Origin of the sequence: Paenirhodobacter enshiensis (assembly GCF_000740785.1) — a bacterium.
Classification (GTDB): domain Bacteria; phylum Pseudomonadota; class Alphaproteobacteria; order Rhodobacterales; family Rhodobacteraceae; genus Rhodobacter; species Rhodobacter enshiensis.
The window spans coordinates 1-16698 of sequence record NZ_JFZB01000060.1; the positions used below are offsets into that span (position 1 = coordinate 1).

Consider the following 16698-nt stretch of genomic DNA (forward strand, 5'->3'; position numbering starts at 1 on the left):
TCGTCGGCGTGCGGTCGTCCGTCAGCGCCGGGGCGTCGACGGTGATCGCGGGCGGCGTGATGTCGACCACGCCGGTGTCATTGGCCGTGCCGGTGTTGCCCGCCGGGTCGGTGACCGAAGCGGTGACGGTGTAATCGCCCTCGGGAAGCGCCTTCGGAACGTCGACGGTATAGGTGCCGTCCTTGCCCACGGTCGCGGTCAGGGTCTGCGTCGACCCGTCGGAGCCGGTGACCACGATGGTCACGGTGCTGCCGGGCGTCGCATCGGTGGTGCCGGTGATCGTCGGCGTGCGGTCGTCCGTCAGTGCCGGAGTGTCGACGGTGACCTTGGGCGGCGTGGTGTCGGTGTCATGCTTGCCGCCGTTGTCATCCGAGGAGATGATCGCCGCACCGCCTGCCACGCCGGCCGCCGCCGCGAGCAGCCAGACCGGGATCACCGGCGTCGCTTCGTTGATCTCGGCGATGTCGAACCCGTTCCAGGTGCTGCCATACTGCCCCCACCAGGTCACGCCGGCATCGTCGACGAACACGATGTCGCTGCGCGCGTCATCGACCACGACGAAGAAGTTGTCGATGACGAGGCGCGTGCCGTCCTTGAGCACGAGGACCAGATCGTCGCCGACGCGCTCGAACTTCGCGACCGCCTGGGGATCCATGTGCAGAGCGACCACGCTGGGGGTCTGCAATTCGATGTGGCTTCCGTTGACCGTGCCACCTGCGGCATTGGTGTTGGCTTTGGGCGTAATCGTACAGTTCACATCCGACATTCTGCTGAGTCCCGGTTCCTGAGATAATTGCAGCCTGAGCCGCCATTAAAATTGCCGAAGGATGCGCCCCCGATGCCCGCCCGCGGGCAGGAAATTCCTGCACGACAAACGGCCATCCGGGCACGCGCCCAAAGCTTCATGTCTTTTTCATTATATTTTGCGTCCGCCCCCGGCTTACCCCCGTGGGGTTAAATCGGCCCGGGAACCGGCCGCGGCCGGCGGAGTTCCGCACATCGTCCGACCCGCCCCGGCCAGAGACGATCGGCGCGCCGCTTCACACATGGTCGGCCTGAAAATAAGGCTGAAATTCAGGTTTGCACAAAAAGCCATCGCCGGATTGCGCGGCCTTCGCCCGGGAAATGTTCGGGCAGAGAAGTTTTAAACTTACGGTTGCAGCGAATCACCCAATGTGCATGTACTTAACAAGTATTAATCATTTTCACGCGTTCCCTTTCGATCTTGCGCCGCAACTGATCCTCGAACCGCCCGGAACGGGCCTTCTGTCTGGATGGTGACGACATGCATGCAACATTTTTTTACGCTGCAGGTCCCGACAGGACCGAGGACATGCCGAAGCGGCATGTTTTCGGCCGTAGCGCCATCCTCTCCATCCCGACGCGGAACCGGATCGTCCGCGAAACGGGGGCCATCCCGACGCGACTGACGCGTCGCAGGCTCCCGGATGCCGGGGCTTTGCGCCCCGCTCCGAAGGTCACGCCTTTTACCCAGTACCGTTGTGTTTCGTCCCGGAGGTCCGGCATCCCGTTCGGTCTCTGACGAACGGCTCCTGCCTGCACGGCCGCCCGGGAATTTTCACCGGGGTTCACATTTCAAGCCCCCCCCATCGAACCGCTGCCGGTTTCGGCAGCGTCTGTCCTGGAGGTATTTTCAATGGCTCTTATCGACACGGCCCTTGGTCAGACCGACGTCGTTTACGTCGACACCACCGAAACGCATACACAGGCGGATCTCATCAGTCTCGGCGTGCTGTCGGCCGACACCACGGTCTATACCGGCAACGGCACGATGGATCTGACGAGCGTGCTTGGCGTCGATGCGCTGTCGAACCGCTATACCGTGGCCACGGGCGGTGCGGATCTGACGATCAACGCCGGGCTTCTGGATCTCAACGTGGCCTCGGCGCGCACCTTGCTGATCGATGGCGACAGCTCCATCACCTTCAGCGCCGGTTCGGTCAGCGCGCTCTCGGCGCTGACCAATGTGCTGAACAATACCACCATCGCGTTCAGCGGCTCGGGGGATGGCACGTTCACCTACGATCCGCCGACGATCAACCTGGTCTCGGCCGTCACCCTCACGATCGACGAGATGGGAGCGGGCGACAAGGTGGTCATCCCGATGGCCGGCGACAATCTCTATGCGCTGCGCGAGAGCGGCTATAACGCCAGCACCGGCTATCTGACGCTGGTGAACGGTGTCGGGATTCTGTCGCAAAGCGTCACCGTCCGGATCAAGATGACCCAGGCGGAATACGACACCTATGCGGCGAACAAGTCGCTTTATCTGAACGGGGCGACCGACACCTTCACCTTCCCCGGCGACGACAGCAGTCAGCCGGTCTATGACGTGCCCTGCTTCTCGGCCGGCACGCTGATCCGCACCGCGCAGGGCGAGGTCGCAATCGAGACGCTGAAGGTGGGCGACATGGTGGAAACCCGCGACAACGGCCTGCAACCGATCCGCTGGGTCGGCTCGGTGCATCTGGGGCCGCAGGATCTGCAGCGCGCCCCCAATCTGCGCCCGATCCGGATCCGGGCCGGCGCGCTTGGCAGGGGGGTGCCGGAAACCGATCTGCTGGTCTCGCCCCAGCACCGGGTGCTGCTGCGCTCGAAGATCGCCGAGCGGATGTTCGGCACCCGCGAAGTGCTGGTCGCGGCCAAGCAGCTTTTGCAGGTCGAAGGGATCGACATCGCCACCGATGTCGCCGAGGTCACCTATCTGCACATGCTGTTCGACCGCCATGAGGTGGTGGTTTCGAACGGCGCCGAGACCGAGACGCTCTATACCGGGCCGCAGGCGCTTCTGGGTGTGGGAGAGGAAGCGCGCGAGGAGATCTTCGCGCTGTTTCCCGAGCTGCGCACCCATCCCGGAGAGCGGCCGCAGGGCGCGCGACCGATGCCCTCGGGGCGGATGGCGCGGCGCATGGTGGTGCGCCATGTGCAGAACGCGAAACCCCTGTTCGCCTGAGGCCGGAGGCGCCCCGGCCCTGTGTCTGCCTGACGGGACGGGGCGCATTTGCGCTGTCCTTGTTGACAGCGGGGCGATAATCGTCATGCAGTTGAAGGGCCCGCCATCCGGTCGCCGGAGCATTCAGGGGGCTGTTTTCGTGCCGAAAGGGTATAGCACATGTACAAGATGAGTGGGGCCATTGTGGCCGTGGCGTTGGTCGGGTCGCTGTCGGCCTGTGCCCATGACACCTGGGAATCCGTGCCGATGCTGGTCAAGAGCAGCCAGGGCAATGTGATCTGCCAGCTTTACGGCCGCGACCAGGTTCTGTGGGACACCTCGATCGCGCATCCGGACGCGATGAGTAAGGACGACGCCGATCAGGTCTGCCGCGCCGAAGGTCAGCGGGTGAAGGACGACAAGTCGATCATCGCCCAGGAAGTCGTTCCGGCTGCCCCCCAGACCGCCGCGACCGCGCCGAAGACCCACAAGAAGTGATCCCGGACCGGGGGGCGGCGACGCTGTGGCGCCGCTCCCCCCGGACCCCCGCCCGAGCCCGTGCCGCGGCAGGCGGCGCGCCGTGCGGGGCGCGTGCGACACCTGAAAGGTCTGACACCTGAAAGACGGGCAAACCATGCCGGACAACGGATTTGCGGGGCGCGACATCCTTTTCGCGATGGCGGCCGAGGCCGAATACGGCCCGGCGCTGCGCGCCCGCATCGCCCCGCTGATGACCGGCATCGGCCCGGTCGAGGCCGCGCTCGCACTCGGCACCGAGCTCGGCCGGCGCGCCGCAGCCGGGGCCTTGCCCGATCTCGTGGTCTCGCTCGGCTCGGCCGGATCGGCGCGTCTCGAACAGGGGCGGGTCTATCAGGTCACGGCGATCGGTTATCGTGACATGGACGCCTCGGCGCTCGGCTTCGAGAAGGGGCGCACCCCCTATCTCGACCTGCCGGCCGAGGTGGCACTGCCGCACCGCATTCCGGGCCTGCCCGAGGCCACGCTCTCGACCGGCGCGGGCGTGGTCAGCGGCGCGGCCTATGCCGGGATCGGCGCCGATATGGTCGACATGGAAAGCTTCGCGGTGCTGCGCGCCTGCCAGCGCTTCGATGTGCCGATGATCGGGTTGCGCGGGATATCGGACGGGGCGGAGGAGCTGCGCGGCCTGAGCGACTGGACCCGCTATCTCGAGCTGATCGACCGGCGCCTGGCCGGGGCGCTCGATTGTCTGGAGGCGGCGCTGAGGGCAGGCACGCTGATCGGCGCGCCCCCGGACGGGGACCGGCTTCCGGGCTGAACGGGCCGAAATTTGAACCGCCCCTTTACCGGTTTCGTGCTAGACCCCCGTGCCAGACCCCCGTCCTAAACCCGGTGCGGGGAGGGGGAGGCCCAGGCTCCGCCCCCGCCCCCCCCCTCCCGCGCGTGCAAAAGAGGCGACGATGTTCCAGACCCGACGTTCCCGGAACAAGATCCAGGCGGCCTTCGCCATCTTCAACCTGATCTATTACCAGGCCGCCTACGAGGTGCGCAAAAGCCATCGCAACGCGCTGTTCAGCCTGTCGAAGCTGATCGTCACCACACTGATCATGCTGGCGACGCTCTATGCGATGATGTGGATCGTCGGTCTGCGCCACGCAAGGATCCGGGGCGATTACATCGTCTATCTGCTGTCGGGGGTGTTTCTCTACATGGCGCATATCTCGGCGGTCAGCGCGGTGGCCAGCGCCGGGGCCACGACAAACCCGTTGCTGAAGCATCCCCCCCTGACCACTGCGGTCAACATCTGCGCCGCGGCACTGGCGGCGCTGTATCTGAACGTGCTGTCGATCGCGCTGATCCTTTACGTCTACCACGCCGGCTGGGGACCGATCGAGATCGAGAACTGGGGCGGTGCGCTCGGGATGCTGATCCTGACCTGGTTCACCGGTATCGGCGTCGGGCTGATCTTCCTGGCGCTGACGCCCTGGATGCCGGGGCTGTCGCCGATCCTGCGCACGATCTACATCCGGGTGAACATGGTGGCCTCGGGCAAGATGTTCGTGGCCAATACCATGTCCCAGCACATGCGCGACATGTTCGACTGGAACCCGCTGTTTCACACCATCGACCAGTCCCGCGGCTTCCTGTTCCTGAATTACACGCCGCTTTATTCGAACTGGGTCTATGCGTTCTGGGTCGGGATGGCGCTGTTGGTGATCGGGATGATGGGCGAATTCTACACCCGTCAGCGCGCCTCGGCGAGCTGGAGCGCGCGCAGCTGAGCCCCTCGCGTGAGCACCCCGTCTTGTGAACCGCCGGTCCGGTGAGTAAGGTCGGGCGACTGAATTTTCGGGGTATCTCCATGTCGAAGCACTGTCTGATGGTGGGCGCGGGCCTGTCGGGCGCCGTGATCGGGCGCATGTTGGCCGAGGCCGGCCATCGCATCACCGTCGTCGATGCGCGCGCCCATGTCGGCGGCAACTGCCACACCGAGCGCGACGCGAAATCGGGTGTCATGGTCCATGTCTACGGGCCGCACATCTTCCACACCGACGACGCCGAGGTCTGGGACTACGTCAACCGCTTCGCCGCCTTCCGCCCCTATCGCAACCGGGTGAAGACCACCTCGCAGGGCGCGGTCTATTCGCTGCCGGTCAACCTGCACACGATCAACCAGTTCTTCGGCCAGACCCTGCGCCCGGACGAGGCGCGGGTGTTTCTGGAGGGCAAGGCCGATACCTCGATCGCCGATCCGCAGACCTTCGAGGAACAGGCGCTGCGCTTCGTCGGGCCGGAACTCTACGAGGCTTTCTTCAAGGGCTACACGATCAAGCAGTGGGGCTGTCAGCCCTCGGAGCTGCCGGCCTCGATCCTGAAGCGGCTGCCGGTGCGCTTCAACTACGACGACAACTATTTCTTCCACAAGTTCCAGGGGATGCCCGAAGAGGGTTACACCGCGATGATCGCGAAGATCCTCGATCACGCGAATATCGAGGTGAAGCTCGACACCCCGGTCAGCCGCGATGTGGCGCAAGACTACGATCACGTGTTCTACTCCGGCCCGATCGACGGCTGGTTCGGCTACAGCCTCGGCCGGCTCGGCTATCGCACCCTCGATTTCGAGCGCTTCGACTATCAGGGCGATTACCAGGGCTGCGCGGTGATGAATTACGGCGATGTCGAAGTGCCCTATACAAGGATCACCGAGCACAAGCATTTCGCGCCCTGGGAAAGCCATGAGGGATCGGTGCTGTATAAAGAGGTCTCGCGCGCCTGCGGGCCCGACGACATCCCCTATTACCCGATCCGTCAGGTCGCCGAGAAATCCATGCTCGCCGATTATGTCGCGCTGGCCGGGCAGGAGACGAACGTGACTTTCGTCGGCCGTCTCGGCACCTATCGCTATCTCGACATGGACGTGACGATCCGCGAGGCGCTCGATGCGGGCCGCGCTTTCCTGAAGGCCGCGCAAGAGGGCAGCGCGATGCCCGCCTTCACCGTCGCGCCGCTCTGAGAGAAAACCGTTCCGGGGGCGGGGGGCGGTCTCTCCCCCCCCCCGTTCCCTAAACGGTTCCGGGGGGAGAAGACGGCTCAGCGCGACAGGATCTGCCGGTGCCAGTGCCGCATAAGGATCAGCCCGGTCGCGATCAGGCTCAGCGACACCCCGAGAACATAAAGGATCGCCAGATCCTCGGGCTGATAGGTCGGGTAGAAGGCGGTCCGCATGATCGCGATGATGTGGATCAGCGGGTTCCACCACAGGATGCTTTGCGCGAAATCCGACAGGTTTTCATAAAGCAGGATCACCCCCGAGGCGATGAACAGCGGCCGGGTCAGGATCGACCAGACCAGCGCCCAGACCGGGAACATCCCGATCAGGAAACAGTTCACCAGACCGATTCCGCAGCCGAACAGGACCGTCAGCGCCATCGCGGAGATCAGCGGCAGCGGGCTGATCACGACATGCTCGTCCGAAACCAGCAAGATCGCGGTGATGGTGATGAAGGTCACCACCATTCCGGTCAGGCTGTTCAGGATCAGCCGCGCCACCACCGCGTCGAACCAGCTGACGGCCGGATAACTCAGCAGCGAGCGCGAGAACGAGATCGAGCGCGCGACCGAGACCGAAATCGTCTGATACAGCGTGAACGGCATGAAGCCGGTGGCGTAAAACAGCAGGAAGCTCGATCCGAGGGGAGGGCGGTGAATGACCAGCGAGAACCCGATCGACAACAGCAGAATTCCGCCGATCGGCTCCAGGACGGCCCACAGGTATCCCCCCGGGGAGCGGCCGTAACTCGTTGCCATCTCTCGCAAAAGCAGGGCCGAAACCGAACGTGCCATGCGCACGACCGGCGGGACCGCGGGCAGGGACGGGGCGCGCTGCGCGGGCGGTGAGGGGATCGTCTGTGCGCTGTTCATGCACTATAAACTCGTTGACCTTCGCCGGCGGAGTATAGAGAAAGCCTCAGCCCGGTTCAAACGAGTACAGCGTGAACGATATAGCCAAGTCTCAGGAAGAGCCCGCCCCCAGCCCGGTCGCCAACGCGGCCGGGGCCAAGCCGGTGGCGGCCAGACCAGCCGCAGATCAGACAGCGAACCAGACCGCGAGTCAGCCGGCGCAGAACCCTGCAGTGAAGCCTGCTGCAAAATCGGCCCAGAGTCCGGCAGAGGCCGCAGAGGCCCCTTCGGTCCGCCCGGTGGCCCAGCCAGCCCGGCGCGGCCGGCATCGCCGGCTGGCGATGACCTTCATCGCCTGCGTGCTGCTGCCGGTGGTTCTGGTGGCCGGATATCTCGTGCTGATCGCGCAGGACCGCTATATCTCGACGGTCGGTTTCACCGTGCGCAACGGCAATAACGACACTGGCACGAGCGCGCTTCTGGGCGGGCTGGCCAGTATCACCGGCTCCAGCGCCTCAGGCGATTCCGATATCATCAACCAGTTTCTGCGCTCGCAGCAGATCGTTCAGGAGGTGGATGCAAAGCTCGGTCTGCGCCGGATCTACGGGACGCATTTCTGGCGCGATCCGGTGTTCTCGCTCTGGCCCGACGCCACAATCGAGGATCTGACGCGCTACTGGAACCGGGTGGTGCAGGTCTCCTACGATCAGTCGACGGGGCTGATGCAGGTCGAGGTCAACGCCTTCACCCCCGAGGATGCCCAGGCCATCACCCGCGAGATCATGGCGCAGGGCCAGCTGCTGATCAACGCGATCAATGACACCGCACATCGCGATGCCATCCGCTATGCCCAGGAAGAGCTGGGTCTGGCCGAGGACCGGCTGAAGAAGACCCGCACCGCGCTGGCCGAGTTCCGCACCCGTACCAAGATCGTCGATCTGCAGGCCGATCTGCAAAGCAAGATGGCCGTTCTGGCCGAGCTGCAGCGCCAGCTGTCGCACGAACAGGTCGGGCTGAAGGACCTGCTGGCCTCGACCAAGCCGAGCGATCCGCGCATTGAACAGGCACAGCGCCGCATCGACGTGCTGAACGACCGCATCATGGCGCAGCGCGATGCCTTGGCGCAGACCGGCGGGAACAGCTCGGACAGCAACGGTTATGGCTACCCCGAGGCGATCTCGCATTTCGAGGCGCTGCAGACCGATCAGGAATTCGCCCAGAAGGCCTATATCGCGGCGCTGGCCTCGCTCGATGCGGCGCGGATGACGGCGATGCAGCAGAACCGCTATCTGGCCACCTTCATCCAGCCGACGCTGGCGCAGCAGGCCGAATATCCGCAGCGTATCGAGATCATCTGCCTGACGCTGCTGTTCCTGTCGCTGATCTGGGGCATCGGGACGCTGATCGTCTATTCCGTCCGGGAACACGTCTGAGGCCGGCATGATCCGCTTCGAGCATCTGACCAAGAGCTATCGCGTGCAGGGCCAGCGCAAGATCGTCATCGACGATCTGGACCTGACCCTGCCGACGGGCAAATCGCTGGCGCTGATCGGGCGCAACGGGGCGGGCAAATCGACGCTGATGCGGATCATCGCCGGCACCCTGGCGCCCGACAGCGGACGGGTGGTCTCGGACGGATCGATCTCCTGGCCGGTGGGCCTCGGCGGTACGTTCCACGGCGACATGACCGGGGCGCAGAACGTGCGCTTCGTCGCCCGGGTCTACGGGGTCGATGCCGAGGAGCTGGTCGCCTTCGTCGAGGATTTCGCCGATATCGGCCCGCATTTCCACATGCCAGTGCGGACCTATTCGTCGGGGATGCGCTCGCGGGTAACGTTTGGAACCTCGATGGGGGTGCCGTTCGACACCTATCTGGTGGACGAGGTCACCGCAGTCGGCGACGCCAGCTTCAAGCGCAAGAGCAAGGCGGTGTTCCGCAATCGGCTGAAGAATGCCTCCGGTATCATGGTCAGCCACAATTCCCGAGAGCTGCGCGATTTCTGCGATGCGGCGATCGTGCTGGAAAACGGCCGGCTGCGCTATTTCGACAATCTGCCAGAGGCCATCCGCTATCACGAGAAGCGGATGGCGGAACTGTAACCCGGGGGGCCTTCCGGATCGCATGTTTTCAGTTCCGTGTCCGCATGGTATCTCCGTTTCCGAGGTCAGCCATTTCAGGGGCACGGCTGCCGGAACGGGTCTTCAGGAGAAGTGAATGCGAGTTTTGTTTCACGGGCCGGGAATTTCCCTGGCGAAACCCGCCGCCGCGATCCCCTACACCTCCGGCACGCAGCACCCTGCGGCGAACATGATTTCCGAAATCCGGCGCAGCCACAAACTGACCGGGAACCGCGGCAACATGATCCATGCCGAAGCCCCGGCGAAGATCTTCGGCCATGATGCGGCGGGTTCCGCCTATGGCAACCTGTTCACGCTGTATCGGGCGCTCGGACCGGCATTTGCCGAGGTGATGGCCGAGAACTTCGACATGATCGTCATCTCGATGGCGAATTTCATCCGTGCCGATCACTCGGATGATTTCCTGATGAAAGCCATCATGGCGTTGCAGGGCCGGGTGCCGTTCATCGTCCTCGGGGCGGGGCTGCAGGGCAATCCGACCCCGGAGACCATGAAACCCTCGAACCTGGATCTGATCGCCCTGATCAACGAACGGGCCGAGGTCTTCGGGCTGCGTGGCTACGCGACCCAGAAATGGCTGAACCGTCACGGGTTCGGGCGCGGCACCGTTCTGGGCTGTCCGAGCCTTTTCGCCTATCCGGACTCGATCCTCGGGCTGGATTATGCCTCGGTGCGCCGGATGTGGCGCAAGCCGAAAATCCTCACCGCAGGCTATCTCCGGATCGCCAACGGCGCGCTGTCCGAACGCAGCCTGAAGCTCGTCCGGCCGCTGGCCGGATACGATGCCTCTTACGTCTTTCAGGATGAAATCTTCGGCTATGACCGGCTGCAGAACATCCACGGCGCGTTCAACGAGGGCACCAGCCAGCTGGACCGCGACATGCTTGAGGCGATGTTTTCCGCATACGGGGCACCGAAACTGCCGTTCCGGCACTATTTCTACTTCATGGAAACCGGCGCCTGGCGTCAGGCCGCGCGCGCCCATGACGTCTATATCGGCGACCGGTTCCACGGCGGTGTCGCGGCGCTGCAAGCCGGCATTCCGGGGATTTTCCTGAGTGCCGACAATCGCGTCTCGGAGCTGACCGATTACTTCCGCTTGCCGAAAATGAGCCTCGATCAGTTTGCCCGGGACGGGGTCGCCGCCGCGATCAGGACCTGTCTGAGCGACGAGGCGGAGGCCGCGATGAAAGCACGCTATCTCAAGGTCCATGAGAAGTTCCGCCAGACCATGGAAAGTCAGGGGCTGGCGGTCGCTCCGCTGTCGCCGAGGGGGCTGCGCGAGGAATCGCGCCCGGATCCGGATGCTCCGCTCCGGATCGAGACCCGCCGCAGAATCGACTTCCGCATGGGCGAGGACGGGACGATCCGGATCGGCGATGTCTATGGCAAATATCATTTCTTCGACGAGACGGCGCCTCTGGTCATCTGCTTCTCTCATCTGGGCGCCAGTGTCGCCGAGCCCGACATCGGGGCCATGAAATCGCCCTGGGCTTTCGACTATCTCAAGAAGCGCAACATCAATTGCCTGTGCTTCGCCGCGATCCGCGGCAAGAACTGCTTCTACCGGGACCCGGCCTTCATCGCGTCCCTGAAAATGCTGTCCGAAGCGCTGCCGACCTTCCCCGAGCGGCTGGGATACGGAACCAGCATGGGGGCCTATGCCGTTTCCGCCTATGCGACGCCGCTGAAGATTTCCCGGCTGCTGATCGCGGCCCCGATCTCGACGCGCAACCGCACGATCAACACCTGGGATTTCGAGGCGAAACGCTCTTTGCCGAGCTTCCGCTTCGACTGGTCGGGTCCCTATAACGACGGGGCCCTGACCAGGGCGACGGGCTATGTGGTCTATGACCCGTTTTATCACCTCGACGCGCTTCATGCTCGCCGCTATCGGACCCTGACCCAGCTGAAACTGCCCGGAGCGGGCCACTCCGGTCTCGATCTGCTGTCGAACATGAAGGTGCTCGACTGGTTCTTCATGTCGTTCTACCGCGGAGATGTCGATACCGGCCGGTTCTACAAGCTGATTCGCAAGCGCCACTCTCTGGCGGCCTTCTACAAGGGGATTCTGGGCAAGGAGAGTTCGCATCTGACGCCGCTGCGGCGCCGCTTCCTGCGCGACTACATCGCCCGCCGTCATCCGGAGTTGCTTGCCCAGATCCCGGCCGGGCTGTTCGAACCGCCCCCGCCCGCCGCCGTCGCTTCCCCCGAAGACCCCGACGCCCCGTCCCTGCGCGACCGGCTGCGCCGGGTCCTGCTGCGGGGGCGCCGTGTGGCGGGGCGGCTGAAGCGGGCCCTGATCCAAAGATGAACGCCCCACAAGCGCAGGCCAGAGAGAACCCTTTGGGACGCCGATCAGGGGTCCCGTTGAATGCCGATTGACAGACTCCGGCGCGGGGACAAAAGGCGGCTCGTGCCGTGGAGCGGCAGAACATCTTGCCGGCTTTCGCGTGGCGCCGGGACGGGGCATAGTGTGGCACTGACTTCGGGAGCTGTGCCAATGACCGGATCTGATGTTGTGCTGCCTGCCTGCCGCATGTCCCGTCGCCGGCTCATGGCCGTCGCCGCCTTGTCGGTGACGGCATCGGTGACGGGCGGGGCGCTGGCCACGGAGGTGCCAGATCCGGCAGCCCCCGGCGATGTCACCCCCGATCAGTGGGGGATCCGCCAGCGTGTCGACGAGACGGAGCGGATCTGTGCGATGATGCAATGGGCGTCGGACCATCGGCGGCGGATCGTCTGGCCGGACGGCGGCGAATACTGGCTGAGCCAGTATTCCGCGATCGGGCCGGCCGTTTATGCCGACTGGCATTGTGCGGGGCAGTGCACGCTGAAAAGTCTCCGGACGGACACCCCGGGGACGAATGATTATTTCATCCGGCTCGGGGGGGTCAGCCTAGCCCACACGCGACTGACAGCCTCTGTCGAAGCGGGCGACAGCGAGATCACCGTCGCCTCGACCAAAGGGGCTCAGGTGGGCCAGCTTGCGCTCATCTCGACCAGCAAGATGATCGATACCGATCACCGGGGGCAGGCGCGCGACGGGATCGTTCTGGCGGTCGATGCGGTCCTGTCCGATACCCGGCTGCGCCTGTCCGCGCCGCTGCCGTTTCCGATCTCGGTCGGCGAGACGGCCGGCAAGGTCGCGGCGCGCCCGGGACCGACGCAGTTGCAGGTGAAGGGGCTCGGCCTCGATACCTCGATGATGCGGTATCGGATCCGGTTCACCTCGGGCGCGGCGCAGGGCCAGATCGCCTATGTCGTCGATTACGATCCCGATGCCGGTATCTTGTCGTGCCATCCCGTGCACAGCACATTTCCAGCCGCCGTCGCTGCGGGCGACGATTTCATCATCGAGCGCACCGCCGATATCCTGCTCTCGGCCCCTGTGAGGGCGCGGATCGAAGGGCTGCGGCTGACGCGCGATCCGCATCGTGTCACATCCCCGGACCGCAAAACGCTGGGGTTCGTCGGGCTCGTGCTGCAGCGCGCGACGCAGGCGGTTTTGCGGCGGCTGACGGTCGAGAATTTCTCTGACTGCGGGATCCGCATGGAATGGTGCCATGGCAGCGATGTCACGCGGATCCGGCTGACGGGGGCGAACCGCTCGTTCAATGTCTATGACGGAACCGGTTATGGGATGTCGGTTTTCCAGTCCAGCTTCGGGACCTATACCGACATCTCCGGCCACACCTGCCGCCGGCTCGTCGATGTGGGGGGGACGCAGGGCGTATCGTGGTACAACAGGCTGCGCAATCTGCGCTCTGCGGGCGGAGGGCAGTCCTTCGCGGGAGAAGCCTACTGGCCCGAGGGCAATCTTCTGGTCGAGGTGACCGGATCGCATGGCGCAGCGGCGGGAACGGTCTACGAGGACATCTCCGGGCAGGATGTGAGCGGGCTGCTGAATATCCGCGGGTTGAACGAGACGGCTTCCGGATTGCGGGGATGGGGGCGGATGGACCGCATGATCCTGATCCAATATGGCGGATCGGGGCTTGTCGCGCGCGATCTGCGCTATGATGACGGCATTACCGAAATCGGCGCGACGTTGCGGCGCAGCAACTACGAGGCGGCGAGCGACTGGCTGAACCGGCGCCTGATTTCTGTGATCAAGTTCCGGACCGACAATTATGGTCGTACCCGGCTGGCCAGCCTGATCGGTGTGCAGGCGAACGGTTTGCAACGCTGCCTGTTCTACGGCGATGTCGGCAAGGGCGCCGTCGAGAACCTCGTTTATGGCGACATCGTCGTCGCCACCGACAATGCGACCGGGAAATATCCCGATTTCACGCTTTTCGGCGGCCAGGCCATGGCCGGATCGAATGTCGTCGCCCTGAACAGGCCCGTCGTCTTCAACAGTACGGTCTTTCCGAAGAGGAAGATCGCGCTCTGAGTGGGGTCAGGACCTCGACCGGGCCTCTGATTGACATCGGGAGCCGGTTGTGTCCTAAGGTTCACAACCCGCATCCAAGTGGCAAAGAGCGATGAACAATTTGTTTCTGGGGGCAGATGCCCAAGCCCGTTTCCTGTTCCAGAGTCTGAAGGCTCACAAGGAATCAGGGACGATCAAGGGGCTCGAAACCCAGATCGTTGACGGTGTCAGATTTTCTAACGATCCGGAGGCGGGAATTACTGGAGAATATGCGTCCGACGAGGGAAATCTGATTTCGGCCCGGATGCATCCTGGCAAGGTGGACCATCCCCGCTGGCAGGCGCTGCATGTTTCGCTCGGGCCGGCACCGCTTGCCGATGCTATGTTGCTGGGCGTCGCGATCAAGAGCCGGGCGCCGCAATCCATCACGACGCGGCTGTGCATCCGCTCCGGCCGCGATGGTGAGTTCATCGATACCTTCCTGCCCAAGACGATGATCTCTTTCGCCGAGCCGAGCCTGCATCTTGATGTCTTGCCGCTCGATCAGGTTCCGGATCTGCCGCGTTCGGCCCAGTGGCGGGATCTGATCCTGTTCTTCCGGCCCGGCGACGTCGACATCGACTTGCTGGATGCTCGTCTGTTCATCCTGTGACCGACATGACGATGGTCCGCGAACAAGAGGCGGCCCGCGAGGATCTGGCGGTCGTCATTCCGGTCTGGAACCTTCCCGAGGATCTGGCGGACCTGCTCGGGCAGATCGAACGTCTCGGGATCTTCTCCGAGGTTATCGTTGCGGATGACTGTTCTGATCTCGATTGCGATCCGGAACGGCTGGGCTTCACGTCGGAGCGCCTTGGAGCCCGGCTGGTCTATCTGCGCGCCGAAGAGCGCCGCGGAGCGGGCCATGCGCGCAACATCGGCCTCGACGCCGTGACTGCCGGCAATGTGCTGTTCTTCGATGCCGATGACCAGATGTCGGATGACCTGCCGCAGATATGGGCGCGTCATATCGCCGGGGAGATTCCGGATTTCACCATCTTCCGGCACAATGACACCCGCGTTCTGGAGACCGAACACCGCGACGGCTCCTTCAGTATCGATGAACGGCAGTGGAACAGGATTTTCGGGGGCGCCTCTCTCGGGGAGAGCCGTGAAAAATGGCTGACCCCCGAGGACCGGGCACATCTGTGCACGATCAGCGCCTATCCTTGGAACAAGATTTACCGGACGGCGTTTCTGCGCAGGACCGGGATCAGCTGTTCCGAAACCCCGGTCCACAATGACATCCGCCTGCATTGGCTGAGCTTCCTGCACGCGACGACCGTTCTGGCGGTGTCGACGATCGGTGCGGTGCATGTCGTGGGCGATCGGCCTCACCATCTGACGACCCGCAAGGGGGCAGAACGGCTGTGCCTTGGGGATATCCTGGACGATGTGCTGCACGAGATCCGTGCGACACCGCGTCATGCGATCCTGCTGCGCCATTTCCTGCACTTCACCGACACCATCTGTCAGTGGAACCTGGGTCAGGTCGATGCCGAGCTGGTGCCGCAATTCGTGCAGCTGGCGATCCGCGCCTATATGAGCTTCACCCCCGAAGAATTCCGGATCTATGCCGCCTGGCAACCGGAGCGGGCGAATGCGATCGTGAAGTTCCTGCTCTCGGAAGGGGTCTGAGCCGTGCCGACGATCAGCTTCATCATCACGACCTACAATATCGCCCCCTATATCGAACGCTGTCTGGCAAGCGTGGCGCAGATCGCCCGCCCCGGCGATGAGGTCATCATCGTCGATGACGGGTCAGGGGATGGCACCGACGGGATCGTGCGCGATTTCGCGGCGACTTCCGGGTTTGGCCCGGGGGTGGCATACCGGCCGGTCTTTCTCGGCACGAATACCTTCGGCGGGGTCGGGATCGGCGGCAATATCGGCCTGTCCGAGGCGACGCGCGACACGGTCTTTTTCGTCGATGGCGACGATTGGGTGGATGTCGGGGGCTTCAATCGCGCCCGCGCTTACTGGACGCTGAACCCCACGGATATCCTGTTCACCAATTACCGGGAATACGACCAGGCGAACGATACGCTGAAGTCTCCGGCCGATGCCGGGCTGTGGCGCGCTCTCGATACTGCGGTCTCCTTCGACGCGCTGCAAAAGACGGCTCTCGCCTTCATTGCCGTGCCGTGGCGCAAGTTCTATGACCGGGCCTTTCTTGAACGCAACAAGCTGCGTTTTCCCGAGGGCGATTTCTTCTTCGAGGACAATCCCTTCCATTGGGAGGTCTGCCTGACGGCCGCCAGCATCGGATTTCACGATCAGGTCATCTGCTATCACCGGGTCAACCGGCCGGGTCAGACCATGGCCTCGACCGGCGTAGAGCTCGGCGCGTTTTTCACGCATTTCGACACGATCATGAGCAAGATTCCGGCGGCGCACCGGGATGCTGAACCGATCGTTGCGCGCTGGCTTCTGAACAACATGACCTGGCATATGCCGCGCCTCGCTCCGCAGGCATTTTTCAGCTACGCCTCGGCCGGAGCCCGGGCCTTGCAGAAGATATCGGATGCCGTCTGGTTCGAAGATTTGGCGGTGACCGAATCGCGGAAAATGATCTGGCCCGTCGCCACGCGACTTCGGTCCGGCGACATCTGGGGGCAGATCGACGCCTGGGACCGGAGTTTCCTGCGCAAGAAGATCGAGGGCGTCGCCGCCGGCGTCAAAGGCGTCGCGCAGCTTGAGCGGGACATTGCACGCGACACTCGTGAAGCCCGGCGGATTCTGGTCGGCGACAGGGCTGTGGAACAGTTCGAGGCCCTTCGCAAGTGAAACTGTTCACTGCTGACAAAGCTGG

The 16698-nt window shown here is 63.9% G+C and carries 14 protein-coding genes; 12 read left to right on the forward strand and 2 right to left on the reverse strand.

The features are described from left to right. Positions 1–757, reverse strand: a 757-nt coding sequence (locus tag CG50_RS15470; RefSeq protein WP_211248641.1) for a BapA/Bap/LapF family prefix-like domain-containing protein, incomplete at its 3' end; no start/stop codon positions are given. A gap of 900 nt (positions 758–1657) precedes the next feature. On the opposite strand from CG50_RS15470, the gene CG50_RS17455 reads away from it, so the two are divergent. The 5 genes from CG50_RS17455 (at position 1658) to glf (ending at position 6446) form a co-directional block, all read left to right on the forward strand. Then, positions 1658–2974, forward strand: a complete 1317-nt coding sequence (locus CG50_RS17455) for a Hint domain-containing protein (RefSeq protein ID WP_245615761.1) — start codon at positions 1658–1660, stop codon at positions 2972–2974. A gap of 159 nt (positions 2975–3133) precedes the next feature. After that, positions 3134–3451 (forward strand): hypothetical protein, encoded by a 318-nt coding sequence (locus CG50_RS15485; RefSeq protein ID WP_051910085.1) that lies wholly within the window; start codon positions 3134–3136, stop codon positions 3449–3451. Between the two features lie 136 nt (positions 3452–3587). Next, the gene (locus CG50_RS15490; protein ID WP_036640388.1) at positions 3588–4250 is read left to right on the forward strand and encodes a 5'-methylthioadenosine/S-adenosylhomocysteine nucleosidase; all 663 of its coding nucleotides are present in this window, start codon (positions 3588–3590) and stop codon (positions 4248–4250) included. A gap of 142 nt (positions 4251–4392) precedes the next feature. Next, positions 4393–5214 carry an ABC transporter permease gene (locus CG50_RS15495; protein ID WP_036640391.1) on the forward strand — a complete coding sequence of 274 codons (822 nt, stop codon included), beginning with the start codon at positions 4393–4395 and terminating at the stop codon, positions 5212–5214. 80 nt (positions 5215–5294) lie between these two features. Then, complete coding sequence (gene glf / locus CG50_RS15500; protein WP_036640393.1) at positions 5295–6446, forward strand: UDP-galactopyranose mutase; 1152 nt, start codon at positions 5295–5297, stop codon at positions 6444–6446. A gap of 77 nt (positions 6447–6523) precedes the next feature. Here glf and CG50_RS15505 read toward each other — a convergent pair whose 3' ends face one another. Continuing rightward, positions 6524–7276 (reverse strand): ABC transporter permease, encoded by a 753-nt coding sequence (locus CG50_RS15505; protein WP_036640414.1) that lies wholly within the window; start codon positions 7274–7276, stop codon positions 6524–6526. Between the two features lie 356 nt (positions 7277–7632). On the opposite strand from CG50_RS15505, the gene CG50_RS15510 reads away from it, so the two are divergent. From CG50_RS15510 to CG50_RS15540, 7 genes are all read left to right on the forward strand, one after another. Further along, positions 7633–8766, forward strand: coding sequence for a hypothetical protein (locus tag CG50_RS15510; protein ID WP_036640395.1), 1134 nt, complete (start codon positions 7633–7635; stop codon positions 8764–8766). A gap of 7 nt (positions 8767–8773) precedes the next feature. Next, positions 8774–9433: an ABC transporter ATP-binding protein gene (locus tag CG50_RS15515; RefSeq protein WP_036640398.1), complete on the forward strand. Its 660-nt coding sequence runs from the start codon at positions 8774–8776 to the stop codon at positions 9431–9433. A 115-nt stretch (positions 9434–9548) separates the two neighbouring features. Then, positions 9549–11786 carry a polysaccharide pyruvyl transferase family protein gene (locus tag CG50_RS16395; RefSeq protein ID WP_081880485.1) on the forward strand — a complete coding sequence of 746 codons (2238 nt, stop codon included), beginning with the start codon at positions 9549–9551 and terminating at the stop codon, positions 11784–11786. Positions 11787–11975: 189 nt separating this feature from the next. Further along, positions 11976–13868 (forward strand): hypothetical protein, encoded by a 1893-nt coding sequence (locus tag CG50_RS15525; RefSeq protein ID WP_152559562.1) that lies wholly within the window; start codon positions 11976–11978, stop codon positions 13866–13868. 91 nt (positions 13869–13959) lie between these two features. Then, the gene (locus CG50_RS15530) at positions 13960–14499 is read left to right on the forward strand and encodes a hypothetical protein (RefSeq protein ID WP_036640402.1); all 540 of its coding nucleotides are present in this window, start codon (positions 13960–13962) and stop codon (positions 14497–14499) included. Between the two features lie 11 nt (positions 14500–14510). Further along, the gene (locus tag CG50_RS15535) at positions 14511–15524 is read left to right on the forward strand and encodes a glycosyltransferase family 2 protein (RefSeq protein WP_051910089.1); all 1014 of its coding nucleotides are present in this window, start codon (positions 14511–14513) and stop codon (positions 15522–15524) included. 3 nt (positions 15525–15527) lie between these two features. Continuing rightward, positions 15528–16673: a glycosyltransferase family 2 protein gene (locus tag CG50_RS15540; RefSeq protein ID WP_036640404.1), complete on the forward strand. Its 1146-nt coding sequence runs from the start codon at positions 15528–15530 to the stop codon at positions 16671–16673. The last annotated feature ends 25 nt before the right edge of the window (positions 16674–16698 follow it).